Genomic DNA, 17297 nt, shown 5'->3' on the forward strand with positions numbered 1-17297 from the left:
CTGCGCCACACTCAGGGGTTTTCGCTCCCCCTGGCTCCCCTCGGAACCCGGCCCGCTCGCTGCGTCACCGCGTGTTCAGCTCACCGTGCGTCCCTCCACTCAGCCCTCCACTCAGCCCTCTGTTCAGCCCTCTGTTCAGCCCTCTGCCCAGCCGTGGCTCTTGCCGTGCTGCACCAACTGTTCGCGGAGCTGCTTGATCTGCTCACCGGTCATCCACGGCGCCGTGCCGAGCAGCAGCTCGGTCACCTCGAACGAGTACTCCGCGACGCTGAGCACATCGCAGGTGGGCTCCTCACCGTCGTCGAACCCCGGGGCGGACGCCTGAATCGACGGCGGCGCCTGGGCCCGGCCCGCGAACGGCGGTGCCGCCGGCGCCTGCGCCCCCTTGGGAAGCCGGACGGACGACGCCTTGGGCCCGCGCTCGCCCTCCTCGATCTCGAACTCGACCTGCGCCCCCGTGTACACCAAGGGCTCCGGAATCAGCAGATCATTGGCGTGCAGGAACACGTCTTCCCCACCGTGCTCCGGGGCAATGAACCCGTAACCCCGCGCGCCGTCGAACCGGACAACTCTGCCAGCGACCATCTCAACCCCAACACACCATCTCCGGGCCCCTCGCCCGGACAGCCAGTTCCGAAGCCTAACCCCCGCAACACGACCCGTGCGGGGCTGAAAGTGGATCCGGCGTCCGGGCAAGATATCTGTATGGACCTTCGAATCTTCACCGAACCGCAGCAGGGTGCGACCTACGAGACGCTTCTCCGCGTCGCCAAGGCCACCGAGGACCTCGGCTACAGCGCCTTCTTCCGCTCCGACCACTACCTCGTGATGGGCTCCTCCGACGGCCTTCCCGGCCCCACGGACGCCTGGGTCACTCTCGCCGGACTGGCCCGCGAGACCCAGCGGATCCGACTCGGCACCCTGATGACCGCGGGTACGTTCCGGCTGCCGGGCGTTCTCGCGATCCAGGTCGCGCAGGTCGACCAGATGTCGGGCGGCCGCATCGAGCTCGGCCTCGGCTCGGGGTGGTACGAGGCGGAGCACTCCGCGTACGGAATTCCCTTCCCGAAGGAGAAGTTCGGGCGCCTTGAGGAGCAGCTCGCCATCGTCACCGGCCTGTGGGAGACCCCGGTCGGCGAGCGCTTCACCTTCGACGGCACCTACTACCAGCTCTCCGATTCCCCCGCCCTTCCCAAGCCCGCGCAGTCCAAGGTGCCCGTCCTCATCGGCGGACACGGCGCCAAGCGGACGCCCGCCCTCGCGGCCCGCTACGCGAGCGAGTTCAACATCCCCTTTGCCTCTCTTTCCGATACCGAGCAGCAGTTCAAGCGCGTGCGCGCCGCCGCCGAAGAGCACGGCCGCACCGCCGATGACCTCACCTACTCCAACGCCCTTGTGGCCTGCGTCGGCAAGACGGACGCCGAGGTGAAGCGCCGCGCCGACGCGATCGGGCGCGAGGTGGAGGACCTGAAGGCGAACGGGCTCGCCGGATCCCCTGCCGAGGTCGTCGAGAGGATCGCCGCCTACCAGGCGGTCGGCTCGCAGCGCATGTATCTCCAGATGCTCGACCTGGACGACCTCGACCACCTGGAGCTGATCTCCTCGGAGGTCATGCCGCAGCTGACCTGACGGCAGCTGGCCTGACGGCAGTGGGTCTGACGGCAGTGGGTTCGACACCAGTCGGCCTGACGGCAGTAGGTCCGACACCAGTCGGCCTGACGGCAACTGACCTGATGGCGAGGTGATCGGGCCACGGCCGGGTGAAATTCCGTCAACCCCGCATCCGGTGCGGCTCCGCCCCAGTGACCCGCCACCGCGGGTGATCGTTGGCTCGGGCGGAGCCGGACCGCCCGGCACCCGCGCCGGTGGCCGCTGCTGGTGCGTCGCTTGCATCAGCTGCCCTCCTCCACCCGGAGGGCGAGGGCCGAGGAGGCCGTCATGTCCCAGGAAGCCGTACCCGAGCAGGAGGCCGCGCGCGAACCGTCCGTGCCCGAGCAGGGCCCCGCAAAGAGTCCAGCGAAGGGCCCGGCGAAGAGTCCGGCGAAGGGCCTGCTCCAGCAGATGGAGGAGCTGATGGCCGCGCTCAACGCGGATCTGACGCAGCTCGACGCGGAGCTCCAGCAGTCCACGTCGTCCGCCGACGGTTCCGCGCACCCCGTTCCTCGTCCCCCCGTAGGCGACGAGCCCACCCGCTTCTGAAGGCACCGGCACTCCCCCGGCGCCCCCGGCGTCTGTGCCATCGGACCGTCCGCGGCCCCCGTCACGGCGCCGGCTCATGACGACCCCGCCGCCGAGTCGGGTTCGGGCAGCATCTGTTCGCGCACCGCGAGACCGCGCAGCATTTCGAGCACCCGGTCCCTCGACTCGTCGGCGGCGTCGATCGCTTCCATGCACTGCCAGTACAGCCCCTCGTCCTCCGCGCCCATGGCCACGCCGACGAGCGCGATGCCCACCTCGCCGAGGAGTTCGTCGAGCCCCTGCAGCACCTCGTACACCTGGTCGACGCCCGTCAGCCGCGCCGCGCGGATGCTCTCCTTCCCCAGGCCCTGGGCATCGAGAACCCCGCAGCCTCTGCCGCCGACCTCGCTCAGGTCGAGCGCCTCGCCCCGCAACTCCTGCGGCCCGGCGATCGCCAGCCGATTGCCGATCGCCTGAGCGAGGGCCTGGGACTGCCACACCTCCGCGACGATGTCCGACGGCTCCTGACTCCGCGCCAGAGCATGTCTGCTCGCCTCGATGAGCCGCATCGCCTCCATGCGCACCCCCCACCCATCCCGCGCGCACCCGCCGCACGCTCGCCACAGCCACTCTGCCCACTACCCAGAGTGAGTGCCAGCGGGACGAAAAGCTAGAGCAACCTGGAAATCTGTGGACAAGTTATCGACTGTGGACGGTATGTCCACTCCGGAGAGTGACGGATCTACAGAAAATGGGTCCATGAACTGGGGCACGAAACCGGGGGCTCAGGGAACCGAGGGCCAGGGAACCGAGGGCCAGGGAGCCGAGAGTCAGGGAGCCGAGAGTCAGGGAACTCATGGCGCCGGGAAGCGCTGCTCGTTCCGGTCGATCTTCGCGGCGAGCGCCGCCAGCGCGTCGACGCCAAGGACCTCGCAGAACTGCAGCAGATAGGCGAGTACGTCGGCGACCTCGTCCGCCACCCGGTGCGCCGAATCCGGGTCGTCCATCACCCTCGCCGACTCGTCGGGCGTCAGCCACTGGAAGATCTCGACCAGTTCGGACGCCTCCACGCTGAGCGCGGCGGCCAGATTCTTGGGCGTGTGGTACTGCTCCCAGTTCCGCTTCGCCGCGAAGTCGGCCAGTCGGCGCTGCAGTCCCGCTACATCAAATTCAGTCAGTTCGCTCACGGCTCCAGGTCTACCACCGCGGCCCCGCCCACCTCAGCGGCCCACGACGCGTCACTCACCGTCCCGACCAGACGGATGTGCCCCCGCTCGCAGGTACGCGCGGCCAGTTCGGCGAGTGCGCGCTTCTGCCGCAGGTCCAGGAAGTGGTCGAGGCCGTCGGCGAGCACGGTGAGGTTCTGGTACGCCGACGGCACCTCGGCCACCGGGTCCACCTCAAGGACTCCGGGTCCGGTGAGCAGCACAAGGGCCAGCGCCAGATACCGCAACTCGCCGTCCCCGAGCCGTCCGACAGGCGACCTGATCCCTGCGCCCCGGTCGATCAGCGCGTGGACCGACCCGTCGTCGGCCACCTCAGCGAACACGTCGGCGACCGGCCCCGCACACCCCGCCCGCACCGCCGCCACCAGCCGCGCATGACGGTTGCCGCACTCCTCCTTCGTACGGAGGAGGACCTCGGCGAGGTTGTCGCAGCCGCTCAACAGGCGGCCCGCGCCGATCAGACCAGGGGGCACGGGCAGCCGCATGAGTCCGGGCCGGGGAGTACACGGGAACACCGAGCGCAGCGCGACCACCACCTGCTCGGCCGCCGCGAGCACCAGGCGCTGCCCCTCGGTCTTGCCCGCGACCCGCAGCGGGAGCAGCGCCGTGCCGAGCCGGTCGTCCGGCAGCGGACCACGCGTCACCGGCGTCATGCCCGCCGTGTGCCAGGCCGCCTGCACGGCACGCCGCCCCGGATCACGCAGGGCCGTCTCGAGCAGGGTGAGCCCGCCCCGGGTCAGCCGCTCGCCCACGACGCGCAGTTCCGGCTCGGCCTGTACGGCGATGTCCAGGCGCACCGCCCCGACGGGACCGTCGACCGTGCAGCCGATACGGAAACCGCGCCGCTGCTGCCCGTCGCCCCGTGCGCGATCGGGCACGCACGCCACGGGATCGGCGAAGACATCGGGGAGTTCCTCGCCCGCGCCGAGCCGCGCCAGCGCTTCGTACACGGCGAGCACGGTGGACTTGCCGCTCCCGCTCGGCCCCGTGACGAAGGTCAGCGGACCGAGCGGGAACACGGCGCCCCGGTGCGAGGCGAAAGCCGAGAGCCGCAGTTCGGTGACGCGGCTCCGGTCCGGACCCGACGGCGGCTCGGCGACCGCCTCCGGAAGGTGCACAGTCATGACCGGACGGTAGGCGGCGGCGGAACTGGTGAACCGTTCCGCCCGAGTGACCTTCCTACGAATGAGGGATTCCGGACGGAGCGGCTCCGGCTCCGCCCACGAGCGGCTATGCGTCTGGCCTATGCCTGCCGACTACGCCGAGGGCCCGGCTCTGGCCAGAGCCGGGCCCTCCCCTGCAACCGTTCCAACCGTATTGCTACGACTGCGCCGCCGCGACGAGCCCCTGCACCTCGGTGCCGGGCGGCGCGAGCAGGAAGACGTTCTTGTCGACGCGGTGCATCCCGCAGCCGAGGCCGAGGACCACGCCGCTGCTGAAGTCCAGGACGCGCTTGGCGACGTCCGTCTCGGCCCCGGTCAGGTCGAGCAGCACCGGAATCTGCGCCATCACGGTCTCGGCGACCTCGCGGGCGTCCGCGAAGATGTTCACCCGCATCACCACAAAACGCCGCCGCGCCTCGGTCTCCGCGTCGGGCAGCGCACGGTGCCCGGGCCAGGACGGCCATTCGTTGCGGCTGCGCAGCGGTACGACCTGGGCGAGCCCTTCCCACTGTTCATCTGTGACGTCGTGGCTGTTCAACGATCCACCCCGTCCTGGCTCGCACTCGATATCTGCACTGGCTCATTCTTACGCGACCTCACCCGTTCGGCCCAACAGCGACACGGGGCGAGCGAACCAGTGTGCCAGGGCCGACGGGTCAGTGTCCCAGAAGTCCCACAAGCCCTTCGGTCAGACAGCGGCGCCAACAGGCCCAGTCGTGACCGCCGTTGTACACCCGCAGGGTCACCGGACAGCCGCGTGAGCGCAGGACCTCGTACAGATCCCGATGGTGATCAAGAATTTCGCCCTCACGCAGTCCGACGTCGAGGCACACGGCGATGGGCCGGGACACACCACCGCTGAGGCGGGAGACGGGCGCGGACTGGGACAGGACGTTGCCGAACCGTTCCGGCCGCAGGAAACCGGCGTACAGGGAGGCCAGCCCGCCGAGGCCCTGGCCCGCGACGAGCGTGCGCGCGGGGTCGGTGGTGAGGGGCCAGCGGCCCGCCGCCCACGGCAGCAGTTCGTCGGCGAGGAAACTCACATGGCTGTCGTAGGCGTCAAGTTCCCGGCGGCGCGTGTCCCTGTCGACGGCGTCCGGGGCGAGGACGGCGAGCGGCGGCAGGGCGCCGTCGGCGATGAGGGCGTCCAGCGTGTCCTGGAAGGCGAGCCGCCCGAACCACATGTCGCCGTCGCACAGCACGAGCACCGGCAGTTCGGGCGTCGCCTCGCCGCCCGGCGGGAGGTACGCCCACACGTCGCGCTCGGCGCCGAGCACCCCCGCGGGCAGCCGGTGCCGCTCGACCCTCCCCCGGGACACCCCTGACACCCCTGACATACCGTCCGCCGGCTCGCCGCGCAGCCGCGCGGGCGCCCGCGGAAGCTCGAAGACGGAGGTGTCTCGGTCCGGCCAACGACCGCGCATGCGGCTGGAGTTGAGTGGGTCGGGCGCGGCGTGCGCGGACAGGGAGAGCAGGCGCCGCTGGAGGAGTGCGGCGGAGGCGGGTGGTGCGCCGGGCGAGATGTCGGCGGCCATGCGGTACGAGGCGCGGTGGTCGGCGCGCAGCCGGTATCCGAGATGCCAGATGTCCGTGCCGGGGAGCGGGCTCAGCAGGGACGCGGCGAGATCGGCGTGGTCCGCGACGCCCTCGGCGAGCAGCAGGACCTGCCGGGTGGCGCGGTGGCCGCGCCACAGGAACGTCACGGCGCAGTGGTCGGGGTCGCCGTCGATGGCCTCGATCAGGGGGGTGCCGCGGTGCGCGGCATCCGCCCAGAACTCCTCCAGGAGGGCCGCCCGTTCGGCTTCGGAGGCATCGGCGAGGCGGGTGGCGACGCGCTCGATGCAGGGCGCGACGCCCGTCGGCCGACGGGGCACCGCGTCGGCCGCGAACACCCCCGCGGTTTCCGTAACCCCCGCAGCCCCCGCAACCCCCGCAACCCCCGCAACCCCCGCAGTCACACTCATCCGCACACGAAGAGGACCCGCATCGTTCCCCGCCTTCCTGGTCCAGCACACGACAATATCGACCACACAACAATATCAACTTAGCTTAGCCTAACCTAACTGCACCAGTGGCGAGCGAAGGGGCGGCCCTCCGGATCGCGTAAGAATCTGCCCATGGATTCTGACCAGACGGATGCCTATCTGCGCCGCATCGGCGCCGAGCGCCCCGCCGCCCCCACCACGCGGGCCCTGCGCGATCTGCACCTCGCGCACCTGCGCGCCGTCCCCTTCGAGAACCTCTCCATCCACCTCGACGAGGACATCGAACTCACCGATGACTCCCTGGTAGCGAAGGTCGTCGGCGCCCGCCGCGGCGGCTTCTGCTACGAACTCAACGGCGCCTTCGCCGCGCTCCTCACCGCTCTCGGCTTCGAGGTCACCCTGTTGCAGGCCCGGGTGTACGACGCCTCCGGGCACCCCGGGATCCCGTACGACCACCTGGCGTTGCGCGTACGCACCCGTGACGGCGGCGACCGGCTCGCGGACGTCGGGTTCGGCACCCACAGCCACTTCCCGCTGGTCCTCGGCGAGCGCGGCGACCAGTCGGACCCCGGCGGCACGTTCCGTATCTCCGAGACCCCCGAAGGCGATCTGAACGTCGGCAGGGACGGCAAGGCGCAGTACGTGGTCGATCAACGCCCGCGCGCGCTGGCGGACTTCACGTCCGGGGCCTGGTGGCACCGCACCTCGCCCAAGTCCCACTTCACGCGGTCACTTGTCTGCTCGCTCCTCACCGAGACCGGCCGGATCACCCTCAGCGGCCGCACCCTGACCACGACGACGGCCGGTGAGCGCCACACCGTCGAGCTGGCCACGGACGCCGACGTGCTCGACGCGTACGCCACGCACTTCGGCATCACGTTGAAGCAGGTGCCACAGGTCAAGGAGACCGCGCCCCCCGGAGGCGCCACCGCCTCTTGACGATCCCTCTTGACGACCCCCTTGACGCTTCCTCCAAGGAGGGTGGCATCTGCCATGGACAATCACCCATACATGTTGTAGATGCCAGGTGAGGCGGCTTATCGTGTCGCGCATGCAGTCCTACACGATCGGTCAGGCAGCGCGTCTGCTCGGCGTCAGCCCCGATACCGCTCGTCGCTGGGCGGACGCCGGACGGGTCACGACCCACCGCGACGAGGGCGGCCGTCGGCTCATCGACGGCCGCGCTCTCGCCGCGTTCTGCGTCGAGGTCGCGCAGGGGCAGGGGGGCAACGGCGATGACGACATCCCCTACACCTCCGCCCGCAACGCCTTTCCCGGCATCGTCACCGCCGTGAAGCTCGGCGACGTCGCGGCCCAGGTCGAGATCCAGGCGGGGCCGCACCGGCTCGTCTCGCTCCTGACCCGGGAGGCCGTGGAGGAGCTGGGCCTGGAGGTCGGCATGCAGGCAACCGCCCGCGTGAAGTCCACCAGCGTGCACATCGACCGCACCTGACCCCTGGTCCGCACCCCAGGGTCCGCAACCACGGGCCGGACCGCGCCGCCGGCCTCGCCTCCAAGGAGTTCCACGCTGATGTCCCTCGCTCTCACCCCCGCCCGGCGCCGCACTGCCGCCGCCGTGCTCACGGCCGCCCTGCTCGTCCCGCTCGCCGCCTGCGGCAACGACGACAAGAAGGACAGCGGCAGCGACAGCGGTACGAAGTCCTCGGGCAGCGCCGCCCCGAAGGCCAATCTGACGGTGCTCGCCGCCGCCTCGCTCACCGACGTCTTCGCGACCGCCGGTGCCGCGTACGAGAAGGAGAACCCGGGGACGAAGGTCAACTTCTCCTTCGCCGGTTCCCAGGAACTGGCGGCCCAGGTCAACCAGGGCTCGCCGGCCGACGCCCTGGTCACCGCCGACACCAAGACCATGGACGGCCTGAAGTCCGACACCGGGACGCCATCCGTCATCGCCAAGAACCGCCTGGTCATCGCGGTCGGCGAGGGCAACCCGAAGAAGGTCGCCGAGCTGAAGGACCTCTCCGACAGCAAGCTGAAGGTCGTCCTCGCCGCGCCCGAGGTACCGGTCGGCCGCTACAGCGAGCAGATCCTGGACGAGCAGAAGATCGACGTGAAGCCGGTCTCGCAGGAGCCCAACGTCCGCGCGGTCCTGAGCAAGGTCGAACTCGGCGAGGCGGACGCCGGGCTCGTCTACAAGACCGACGCCGCCACCGCCACCGCCACCGAGAAGGTCGACGCGATCAAGATCCCCGACAGCGAGAACGCGATCGCCGAGTACCCCGCGGCCACGCTGAAGTCGTCGAAGCACGCGAAGGCCTCGGCGGCGTTCGTGAAGTGGCTGTCCACGCCCGCCGCGCAGAAGATCCTTAAGGACGCGGGCTTCGAGAAGCCGTAGCGTCACCGTCGCCTCGCGAAAGCCGTAGCGTCACCGTCGCCTCGCGAAAGCCGTAGCGTCACCGTCGCCTCGCGAAAGCCGTAGCGTCACCGTCGCCTCGCGAAAGCCGTGGCCGCGTCCTTCCCGGGAGAGCCTTGCCGTCCGGGGAAGGATGTGACCACACCGAGCCGAGGTGAGGGGGCCGACCGCCTCCCCGGTCGGGGCGGGCCGGGCCGTCCCCCGGCCCGCCCCTGACGCCCCCTCACCTCGCGGCACCGCCCCGAGCTCACCCCAGGGACCACGATGAAACGCCTGCGCGGCCGCACCCCTGGCCCCCGCACCCCGATCGCCCTCGCGATCCCCGCGCTGCTCGCCATCGCGTTCCTGATGCTGCCGCTGCTCGGGATCCTCGTCCGTACCGAATGGGGCGACCTCGGCACCCATCTGACCAGCGAAGAAACCACGCAGGCGCTGAAGCTGTCCCTCATCGTCTCCTTCTGGGCCCTTGGCCTCTCCCTGCTGCTCGGGGTCCCGCTTGCCTGGCTGCTCGCCCGTGTCGACTTTCCCGGCAAGGCGGTCGTACGTTCCCTCGTCCTGCTGCCGATGGTCCTTCCGCCCACCGTGGGCGGCGTCGCCCTGCTTCTCGCCTTCGGGCGGCGCGGACTGCTCGGCCCGTGGCTGGAGGACACGTTCGGGATCACCCTGCCGTTCCACACGTCCGGCGCGGTGATCGCGGCGACCTTCGTAGCGATGCCGTTCCTCGTCATCAGCCTGGAAGGCGCGCTCGGCGGACTGCGCCCCCGTTACGAGGAGACCGCGGCGTCCCTGGGAGCCTCGCCGGTACGGGTGTTCTGTACGGTCACGCTGCCCATGGTCGCTCCCGGGCTCATCGCCGGAGCGGCCCTGACCTGGGCACGGGCCCTGGGCGAGTTCGGCGCGACCATCACCTTCGCCGGCAACCTCCCCGGCACCACCCAGACCCTGCCTCTCCAGGTGTACCTGCTCCTCCAGAGCTCTCCCGAGGCCGCGACATCCGTGTCGCTGCTGCTGCTCGCCATCGCCATGGCGGTTCTGGTGGCGCTGCGCGGGCGCTGGATGAGCACTCCGGGAAACCGTCGGGGCGGACGGTCCAGCGGACTGTCCGACGACGTCGCCGCTCCCGTACTCCCCGAGCCCACCTCGGCACTCCCCGATCCCACCTCGGCACTCCCCGATCCCACCTCGGCACTCCCTGATCCCGCCGCGACCGAATCCGCCTCACCCGACCCCACCCCGCCGCCCCAGGAGCGCTGGCCCCTGCACGCCGACGTCACCGGCTTCAACCAGCTCACCCTGGACGCCGAACCGGGCACCACCATCGCCGTCGTAGGGCCCAACGGCGCGGGCAAGACCACGCTGCTGCGCGCGCTCCTCGGGCTCACCCCGCGCGCCCACGCCGAGCTCCGTCTCGGCGACACCGACGTCACCGGCCTGCCGCCGCACCGCCGCCACGTCGCCTGGGTCCCACAGGACGGCGCCCTGTTCCCGCACATGAGCGCCCTCGCCAACACGGCGTACGGGCCGCGCGCCCTCGGCGTCCCGCGCGCCGAGGCCCGGCGCCGCGCGCAGGAGTGGCTCGACCGGCTCGGCGTCGGCCACCTCGCGCACCGCAGGCCGGCCCAGGTCTCCGGCGGTCAGGCCCAACGGGTCGCGCTGGCGAGAGCGTTGGCGGCCCGGCCCCGGCTGCTCCTCCTGGACGAACCACTGGCCGCGCTCGACCAGACGACGCGGGCCCACGTACGCCACACCCTGCGTACGCACCTCGACACCTTCGGCGGTGTCTGCCTGATCGTCACGCACGACCCCGTCGAGGCGGTATCGCTCGCCGACCGCGTTCTCGTACTCGACCAGGGAATCGCGCTCCAGGACGAGGCGCCCGCCGAGGTGACACGGCATCCGCGTTCTCCGTGGGTGGCCAGGATGCTGGGCCGCAACGCGTGGCCCGGCACTGCGGGACCCGAGGGCCTCACCCTTCCCGGCGGGGGGACCCTCGTGATCGCCGACCCGCTTCCGCAGGGCACCGAGGCCCTGGCGATCATCGCCCCCGAGGCGGTCTCCGTACACCGCGACAAGCCCACCGGCAGCCCCCGCAACGTCTGGCCGGGCACCATCCGCGAGATCACCACCAGCGGCAGCCGCCTCCGCCTCCTGATCACCTCGCCGCAGGCCCCGGACCTCGTGGCCGAGATCACGCCGCAGGCCGCGGCCGAACTCGGCCTCACCGACGGGTCGCCGGTGTGGACCAGCGTGAAGGCGACGGAGACGACGGTCGTGCCCACGTAGGCGCGCCGGCCGCGCGCCCCTCCCTCCCCCGAGTCCGGCGTCAGCCGAAGAGCTCGTGGTCGGCCAGGACGTCGGCGATCACGCGCCGTTCGAAGGCCGCCCGCTGCGGATCGGTGTCGATGTGCTCGGTCAGGGTCAGCAGGCACTTCCACAGAAGCCAGCCGCGTGCCCGTGCCCACGTGCCTGCGTCCTGGCCGACCGCACTCCGGAACGCCTCCCGGCTCTCGCCCGAGAACATCCCCCACCCGATCACCAGATCGCAGGCCGGGTCTCCGACGCCCGATGTGCCGAAGTCGATGACGGCGGTCAGCTTGCCGTCGGCGACCAGCAGGTTGCCGGGGGCGATGTCGCCGTGGAACCACACGGGCTCCCCGTGCCACTCCGCGCCGATGGCGGCTTCCCAGACCGCCGCGGCCCTGCCCGTGTCGACACGCCCCTCAAGGGCGGTCAGGCAGCGCCGGGTCTCCTCGTCGTAGTACGCCAGAGACGCCCCTCGGTACCAGCTGTGCTCGCCGGCGAGCGGACCCCCGGTGGCGTCGCAGCGCTGGAGGGCGAGGATGAACTCGGCCACCGAGAGCGCGAACTGCCGTATGTCGTCGATGCGTTCGGGGGAAGCCGTCTCACCGTCCAGCCAGCCGCGGACCGACCACGGGAAGGGGTAGCCCTCGCCCGGGTCTCCCTGGCCCACGATCGGCGGAACGGCGAACGGCAGGGACGGCGCGAGCCGGGGCAGCCACTCGTTCTCCTTGGCGACCGCGGGGACATAGCCGGAGGCTGTGGGCAGCCGGGCCGTCAGGGCATCCCCGAGACGGTAGGTCCGGTTGTCCCAGCCGTCCACGTCCACCGGCCTGACCGGCAGGCCGCGCCACTGCGGGAACTGCGCGGCGACGAGTCGTTCCACCAGGGCCGCGTCGATTCCGGCGCGGCCGTCGGAAGGTGTCGGAACCATGCGCGGATCATCGCTTCTGGCGATCGCACCCCGCAACGAATTATCGAGTTGTCGAGCGATAGCAACGACTTCAGTCAACAGTGATCACGGACGGCGTGACTCCTCGCGCGGACCCTAGGGTCTGCCCCATGGATGCCAGTTCTGTGACCAGGACGGTCTCCGTCACCCGTATGAACTCCGGGGATCACGCCTGCCTCGGATTCGACGACGACGAATCCCGTTGGGAAGTCCGTGCCGCGTACGCCGACATCGGCCTCTCGCGCGGCGAGAAAGTGCTGATCTTCACCGACCGTGCGACCACTCCCGCCGTGGCGGCCGAGCGGTTGTGCGCCGGCGGATTCGCGCTGGGTCCCGCACTCATGGACGGACGCCTTGTCGTGGTCGACGAAGCCCCCGGATACGACCCGGCGACCGGCTTCGACCCGTCCGAACGAGCGGAGACCTGGGTGAAGTTGACCAACAGGGCCCGTCGCGACGGCTTCTCCGGCATCCGGGTGGTCGGCGACATGGGCTGGGCCGCCGAGCCGGGCGTCGACGAGGATCTCCTGGTCGAGTACGAGACCGGACTCTCGCCGCTCTTCGCCAAGATCGGGTTCACCGCGGTCTGCGAGTACGACCGGCGCAAGTTCGGCGACGGTCTCCTGGGCCGGATCCACCTCGCGCATCCCAACCGGGTCCTGGAGCGCCTCGGCGCTCTGGCCATCACCCGGACCGGCGCCGAACTGAAGATCGCCGGAGACATCGACCTCGCGACACACGAGGAGTTCGACGCGGCGCTGACGCACGCCTTGGCCGGTCCCGACCGCCCGCGCGTGCTCGACCTGTCCGAGCTGTGCTTCATGGACATGCGGGGCGCGTCGACGCTGGTGCGGCTCGCGAGCGGACTCCCCTGCGGACACCTCCTTTCGATCCGCTGCCAACCCGCGCAGGACAGAGCGATACGGCTCTGCGGAGCCGCCGAAGTGCCTCAACTCGTCCTGGGCGAAAGGTGATCCGCGAAGTGGTCCTCAACCGCGGCATCGGCAACGACGACAACGGCGGCGACCCGGCCCCACACCGAAAGCAACACATCAACGACACTCTCCTCCCCGCTCCGGGCAGGATGCTCCTCGAACTCCCTTTCACCATGGCCGACTTGGCACGTCTACGTTTCCTGGTCACCCGCCGCGCCGAGGACACGGGCCTGTGCGACCCCCGCCTCAGCGACTTCGTACTCGCCGTGCACGAGGTCGCGAGCAACGCCGTCGTGCATGGCGGCGGCAAGGGACGCTTCCAACTCGCTTATACGGGCCATGGGCTGCGGTGCGTGATCACGGACAGCGGTCCGGGGATGATCCGGCAGAGGCCGTGCGAGTCGGCCACCCTTCCCGAGGGCGAGGAAGCCGAGGACGGCCGGGGCCTGTGGCTGGCCCAGGCCCTCACGGACCACTTCGAAGTCACGGTCAACGAGGACGGGACCACGGTCACGCTGGTGATGTTGCTGTCTTGAGCGTGCGCCCGGGGTGGTCTCGGCTCCGGGCGCGAATTCCTGGGCCTGGGGGCTCCGGCCTCAGGGGCGAATTCTTGGGCCTGGGGGCTCCGGCCCCAGGGGCGAATTCTTGGGCCTGGGGGCTCCGGCCCCAGGGGCGAATTCTTGGGCCTGGGGGCTCCGGCCCCAGGGTGACCTTGGGACTCCGGCGCCAGGATGGCCTCGGGACTCCGGCCCCAGGGTGGCCTCGGTCCCGGTCATGCCGACGCGCGCTCCACCAGCGTCGGGCGGAACACCATCGACGGCGGTGAGTCGCCCGGCTGCTTGATCCGCCCAAGGAGCAGCCGGGCCATCTCGGCGGCCATCTCCTCCACCGGCTGCCGGACCGTGGTCAGCGCGGGCTCGCAGGCCCCGGCGGCCTCACTGTCGTCGAAGCCGACCACCGCCACGTCCGTCGGCAGCCGCCTGCCCGCCCGCACCAGGGTCTGCAGCGCACCCTGCGCCATCAGGTCCGATGCGACGAACACCCCGTCCAGGTCGGGGTGTTCGGCCAGGAGCCGCCGCATCGCATCGGCGCCGCCCACTCGCGTGAAGTCCGCCTCCGCCCAGGGCGCGCAGGTGATGCCGCGAGCGGCCAGCGCGGCACGGAAGCCCTCCAGGCGTTCCTGGGCAGCGGGCATGTCCTGCGGCCCGGCGATGGTACCGATCCGGCGGCGGCCACCGCGGACCAGCCGGTCGACGGCCATCCGCGCCCCCGCCCGCTGGTCCACCTCCACGTACGGCAGCGGAACCGTCTCGGCGGGGCGCCCGGCGAGCACGGCGGGCAGGCCGGTCTCGGCGAGCAGCCGGGGCAGCGGATCGGAGGCGTGCGAGGAGACGAGCACCGTGCCGTCCACGTGCCCCTGCCGCAGGTACGAGAGGAACTGTCGGCGCGAGGTGTCGTCGTCCACCAGCATCAGGACCATCTGCACCCCGGCGGGCCGCAGCACGTCGAGCAGCCCGCCGACCACACGCCCGAAGTGGGGGTCGGAGAACATCCGGCCGACGAAGGGAGCCGCGACCGGCCGCCGCTCCCGCTCGGAGACCACGAGGGCTATGGAGTCGGTCCGTTGGGTCACCAGAGAGCGGGCCGCCTGGTTCGGTACGTACCCGGTGGCCTCGACGGCCTCCTCCACCTTGCGGCGCAGCACCGGATCGACGGTGGGCGCGCCGTTGACGACCCGGGAGACGGTGGCGCGCGACACCCCCGCCGTCCGGGCCACGTCCTCCAGGGTCACCGGGCGGGCGAAGCGCGGGGCATCGGCAGTCACGAGGTCTTTATAGCAATCAGGTGGGCTGATGTTCAGGCCTGCGTCCCTGATGGGACGTCACATATGCTGATCACGCGCCCAGTTGAACCCGGCCGACGCCCCCTCGCACTCCGCCGGACATATCGCCCACGTACGAGCGTTTGGCGTCAACTTGCCCACAGCGGCACCTAGTTGACTTCTCTCCACCGAGTCAGTGCGACATCGTGCGCACCCCCTTGACGCGCCTTGCCGCAGACACAACTATCCAACGCGAGAGAGCGCTCTCTCAGCGATCACCGTTCATGTTCTGAACTCAGGCTGAACGCACACGGCACCGCTCTGCCCACCCACCCGGAGCGGCACCACCCCACAGCACCACCACCCCGCAGCACCACCACCCCGGAGCACCACCCACCCCGGAGCGGCACCACACCCCCCACCATCAGCGCCCCCACCCCCACCAACGCACCCCACCCGCACCATCGGCGACTCAAAAATCCCGCAACCAGAGAGACTTGCCATGTCTGAGCACATGCCTTCGCCCGCCGCGCGAACCACCCTCTCCCGCCGCACCGCCCTGGCCGCCGCCCTGGCGGTCCCGGCCACCGGTCTGCTCGCCTCCCACGCGGTCGCCGCTCCCGACTCGCCGTCGGCGCAGGCCCCCGCCGTCCGCCGCCCCCAGCCGGCGAACGCCCTGGCTCCCGACTTCGGCCCGAACGTCATCATCTTCGACCCGTCCACCGGGGGCATCCAGGCGAAGCTTGACGAGGTCTTCAAGAAGCAGGAGTCGGCGCAGTTCGGCAAGTCCCGCTACGCCCTGCTGTTCAAGCCCGGCACCTACGGCGGGCTCAACGCCCAGATCGGCTTCTACACCTCGATCATGGGCCTTGGCCTGTCCCCCGACGACACGCACTTCAACGGTGACGTCACCGTCGACGCGGGCTGGTTCAACGGAAACGCCACGCAGAACTTCTGGCGTTCGGCGGAGAACCTCTCCCTCTCCCCGGTCAGCGGCGCCAACCGCTGGGCGGTCTCCCAGGCCGCCCCGTTCCGCCGCATGCACGTGCGCGGCGACCTGAACCTCGCGCCCAACGGCTACGGCTGGGCCAGCGGCGGCTACATCGCCGACAGCCGGATCGACGGCACCGTACAGCCGTACTCCCAGCAGCAGTGGTACACCCGCGACAGCTCGATCGGCGGCTGGCTGAACGCGGTGTGGAACATGGTCTTCTCCGGGGTGGAGGGCGCCCCGGGTGACTCCTTCCCCAACCCGCCCTACACCACCTTGAACAACACGCCGTACTCCCGCGAGAAGCCCTTCCTCTACCTCGACGGCGGCGAGTACAAGGTCTTCCTGCCCGCCCTGCGCACCAACGCCCGTGGCACCAGCTGGGGCCACGGCACCCCGCAGGGGCAGTCGCTCTCCCTCTCCGCCTTCTACGTCGCCAAGGAGGGGGACAGCGCCGCCACGCTCAACGCCGCCCTCGACCGGGGACTCCACCTCCTGCTCACCCCCGGCATCTACCACCTCGACCGGGCGATCGAGGTCAAGAAGGCGAACACCGTCGTCCTCGGCATCGGCTACGCCACCCTCATACCGGACAACGGAGTGACCGCGGTGAAGACCGCCGACGTGGACGGGGTGCGCCTGGCCGGGTTCCTGGTCGACGCCGGGCCGCAGAACTCCAAGACGCTCGTCGAGATCGGCCCCGGGGGCGCGAGCGGTTCGCACGTCGGCAACCCGACCACCGTCCAGGACGTGTTCATCCGCATCGGCGGTGCGGGCGCGGGCAAGGCCACCACCAGCATGGTCGTCAACAGCCGCCACACCATCGTCGACCACACCTGGATCTGGCGCGCCGACCACGGCGACGGCGTCGGCTGGGAGACCAACCGGGCCGACTACGGCGTCGTCGTCAACGGCGCCGATGTGCTCGCCACCGGCCTGTTCGTGGAGCACTTCAACAAGTACGACGTGCAGTGGAACGGCGAGCGCGGTCGCACGATCTTCTACCAGAACGAGAAGGCGTACGACGCCCCCAACCAGGCCGCCATCCAGAACGGCAGCATCCGGGGCTTCGCCTCGTACAAGGTCGCCGACTCCGTCACCACCCACGAGGGCTGGGGACTCGGCAGCTACTGCTTCTACAACGTCGCTCCGAACATCGTGCAGGAGCACGGCTTCCAGGCCCCGAACAAGCCGGGCGTGAAGTTCCACCACCTGCTCGTCGTCTCGCTCGGCGGCAAGGGTCAGTACGCGCACGTCATCAACGGAACCGGCAATCCGACGTCGGGCTCCGACACGGTGCCGTCCACGGTGGTCTCCTTCCCCTGACCTCCGCCCCCTCCGTCCCGAGTCGTACCCACACCCGCAAGGAGAGCACC

The 17297-nt window shown here is 70.6% G+C and carries 17 protein-coding genes; 9 read left to right on the top strand and 8 right to left on the bottom strand.

What is annotated here, in order from left to right:
• Positions 1-135: 135 nt before the first annotated feature.
• Positions 136-585 (bottom strand): cold-shock protein, encoded by a 450-nt coding sequence (locus tag ACFVXC_RS04830; RefSeq protein ID WP_389901418.1) that lies wholly within the window; start codon positions 583-585, stop codon positions 136-138.
• Between the two features lie 120 nt (positions 586-705).
• Between ACFVXC_RS04830 and ACFVXC_RS04835 the strand changes: the two genes are divergently transcribed.
• Complete coding sequence (locus ACFVXC_RS04835) at positions 706-1629, top strand: LLM class F420-dependent oxidoreductase (RefSeq protein WP_389901420.1); 924 nt, start codon at positions 706-708, stop codon at positions 1627-1629.
• Positions 1630-1938: 309 nt separating this feature from the next.
• Positions 1939-2199: a hypothetical protein gene (locus ACFVXC_RS04840; protein ID WP_389901422.1), complete on the top strand. Its 261-nt coding sequence runs from the start codon at positions 1939-1941 to the stop codon at positions 2197-2199.
• A 74-nt stretch (positions 2200-2273) separates the two neighbouring features.
• Here ACFVXC_RS04840 and ACFVXC_RS04845 read toward each other — a convergent pair whose 3' ends face one another.
• From ACFVXC_RS04845 to fes, 5 genes are all read right to left on the bottom strand, one after another.
• Positions 2274-2756, bottom strand: a complete 483-nt coding sequence (locus ACFVXC_RS04845; RefSeq protein WP_389901424.1) for a DUF6099 family protein — start codon at positions 2754-2756, stop codon at positions 2274-2276.
• A gap of 276 nt (positions 2757-3032) precedes the next feature.
• Positions 3033-3356, bottom strand: a complete 324-nt coding sequence (locus ACFVXC_RS04850; protein ID WP_389901587.1) for a nucleotide pyrophosphohydrolase — start codon at positions 3354-3356, stop codon at positions 3033-3035.
• Positions 3357-3361: 5 nt separating this feature from the next.
• Positions 3362-4528, bottom strand: a complete 1167-nt coding sequence (locus ACFVXC_RS04855) for an AAA family ATPase (RefSeq protein WP_389901425.1) — start codon at positions 4526-4528, stop codon at positions 3362-3364.
• Positions 4529-4724: 196 nt separating this feature from the next.
• Positions 4725-5105, bottom strand: coding sequence for a cell division protein SepF (locus ACFVXC_RS04860; RefSeq protein WP_389901427.1), 381 nt, complete (start codon positions 5103-5105; stop codon positions 4725-4727).
• Between the two features lie 118 nt (positions 5106-5223).
• Positions 5224-6459: an enterochelin esterase gene (gene fes, locus ACFVXC_RS04865; protein ID WP_389901429.1), complete on the bottom strand. Its 1236-nt coding sequence runs from the start codon at positions 6457-6459 to the stop codon at positions 5224-5226.
• A 225-nt stretch (positions 6460-6684) separates the two neighbouring features.
• On the opposite strand from fes, the gene ACFVXC_RS04870 reads away from it, so the two are divergent.
• From ACFVXC_RS04870 to ACFVXC_RS04885, 4 genes are all read left to right on the top strand, one after another.
• The gene (locus ACFVXC_RS04870) at positions 6685-7491 is read left to right on the top strand and encodes an arylamine N-acetyltransferase (protein WP_389901431.1); all 807 of its coding nucleotides are present in this window, start codon (positions 6685-6687) and stop codon (positions 7489-7491) included.
• Between the two features lie 112 nt (positions 7492-7603).
• Positions 7604-8005: a molybdopterin-binding protein gene (locus ACFVXC_RS04875; RefSeq protein WP_389901432.1), complete on the top strand. Its 402-nt coding sequence runs from the start codon at positions 7604-7606 to the stop codon at positions 8003-8005.
• A gap of 78 nt (positions 8006-8083) precedes the next feature.
• Positions 8084-8905 carry a molybdate ABC transporter substrate-binding protein gene (gene modA / locus ACFVXC_RS04880; RefSeq protein WP_389901433.1) on the top strand — a complete coding sequence of 274 codons (822 nt, stop codon included), beginning with the start codon at positions 8084-8086 and terminating at the stop codon, positions 8903-8905.
• Positions 8906-9187: 282 nt separating this feature from the next.
• Entirely contained in the window at positions 9188-11206 is a 2019-nt protein-coding gene (locus tag ACFVXC_RS04885) for an ABC transporter permease (protein ID WP_389901435.1), read from the top strand.
• Between the two features lie 40 nt (positions 11207-11246).
• Here ACFVXC_RS04885 and ACFVXC_RS04890 read toward each other — a convergent pair whose 3' ends face one another.
• Entirely contained in the window at positions 11247-12155 is a 909-nt protein-coding gene (locus tag ACFVXC_RS04890; RefSeq protein WP_389901437.1) for an aminoglycoside phosphotransferase family protein, read from the bottom strand.
• Between the two features lie 128 nt (positions 12156-12283).
• Between ACFVXC_RS04890 and ACFVXC_RS04895 the strand changes: the two genes are divergently transcribed.
• Complete coding sequence (locus ACFVXC_RS04895; protein ID WP_389901439.1) at positions 12284-13147, top strand: MEDS domain-containing protein; 864 nt, start codon at positions 12284-12286, stop codon at positions 13145-13147.
• Positions 13148-13155: 8 nt separating this feature from the next.
• Entirely contained in the window at positions 13156-13644 is a 489-nt protein-coding gene (locus ACFVXC_RS04900) for an ATP-binding protein (protein WP_389901441.1), read from the top strand.
• A 236-nt stretch (positions 13645-13880) separates the two neighbouring features.
• Here the strand turns inward: ACFVXC_RS04900 and ACFVXC_RS04905 are convergent, their stop codons facing one another.
• The gene (locus ACFVXC_RS04905; RefSeq protein WP_389901443.1) at positions 13881-14933 is read right to left on the bottom strand and encodes a LacI family DNA-binding transcriptional regulator; all 1053 of its coding nucleotides are present in this window, start codon (positions 14931-14933) and stop codon (positions 13881-13883) included.
• Positions 14934-15432: 499 nt separating this feature from the next.
• Here ACFVXC_RS04905 and ACFVXC_RS04910 point away from each other — a divergent pair, with 499 nt between their 5' ends.
• Complete coding sequence (locus ACFVXC_RS04910) at positions 15433-17247, top strand: coagulation factor 5/8 type domain-containing protein (RefSeq protein ID WP_389901444.1); 1815 nt, start codon at positions 15433-15435, stop codon at positions 17245-17247.
• The last annotated feature ends 50 nt before the right edge of the window (positions 17248-17297 follow it).

Source organism: Streptomyces sp. NPDC058257, from assembly GCF_042881845.1.
Taxonomy (GTDB): Bacteria; Actinomycetota; Actinomycetes; order Streptomycetales; family Streptomycetaceae; genus Streptomyces.

Coding starts and splice junctions, on each gene's coding strand:
- ACFVXC_RS04830 (WP_389901418.1), bottom strand. CDS start 585: ATGGTCGCTGGCAGAGTTGTCCGGTTCGACGGCGCGCGGGGTTACGGG.
- ACFVXC_RS04835 (WP_389901420.1), top strand. CDS start 706: ATGGACCTTCGAATCTTCACCGAACCGCAGCAGGGTGCGACCTACGAG.
- ACFVXC_RS04840 (WP_389901422.1), top strand. CDS start 1,939: ATGTCCCAGGAAGCCGTACCCGAGCAGGAGGCCGCGCGCGAACCGTCC.
- ACFVXC_RS04845 (WP_389901424.1), bottom strand. CDS start 2,756: ATGGAGGCGATGCGGCTCATCGAGGCGAGCAGACATGCTCTGGCGCGG.
- ACFVXC_RS04855 (WP_389901425.1), bottom strand. CDS start 4,528: ATGACTGTGCACCTTCCGGAGGCGGTCGCCGAGCCGCCGTCGGGTCCG.
- ACFVXC_RS04870 (WP_389901431.1), top strand. CDS start 6,685: ATGGATTCTGACCAGACGGATGCCTATCTGCGCCGCATCGGCGCCGAG.
- ACFVXC_RS04875 (WP_389901432.1), top strand. CDS start 7,604: ATGCAGTCCTACACGATCGGTCAGGCAGCGCGTCTGCTCGGCGTCAGC.
- modA (WP_389901433.1), top strand. CDS start 8,084: ATGTCCCTCGCTCTCACCCCCGCCCGGCGCCGCACTGCCGCCGCCGTG.
- ACFVXC_RS04885 (WP_389901435.1), top strand. CDS start 9,188: ATGAAACGCCTGCGCGGCCGCACCCCTGGCCCCCGCACCCCGATCGCC.
- ACFVXC_RS04890 (WP_389901437.1), bottom strand. CDS start 12,155: ATGGTTCCGACACCTTCCGACGGCCGCGCCGGAATCGACGCGGCCCTG.
- ACFVXC_RS04895 (WP_389901439.1), top strand. CDS start 12,284: ATGGATGCCAGTTCTGTGACCAGGACGGTCTCCGTCACCCGTATGAAC.
- ACFVXC_RS04910 (WP_389901444.1), top strand. CDS start 15,433: ATGTCTGAGCACATGCCTTCGCCCGCCGCGCGAACCACCCTCTCCCGC.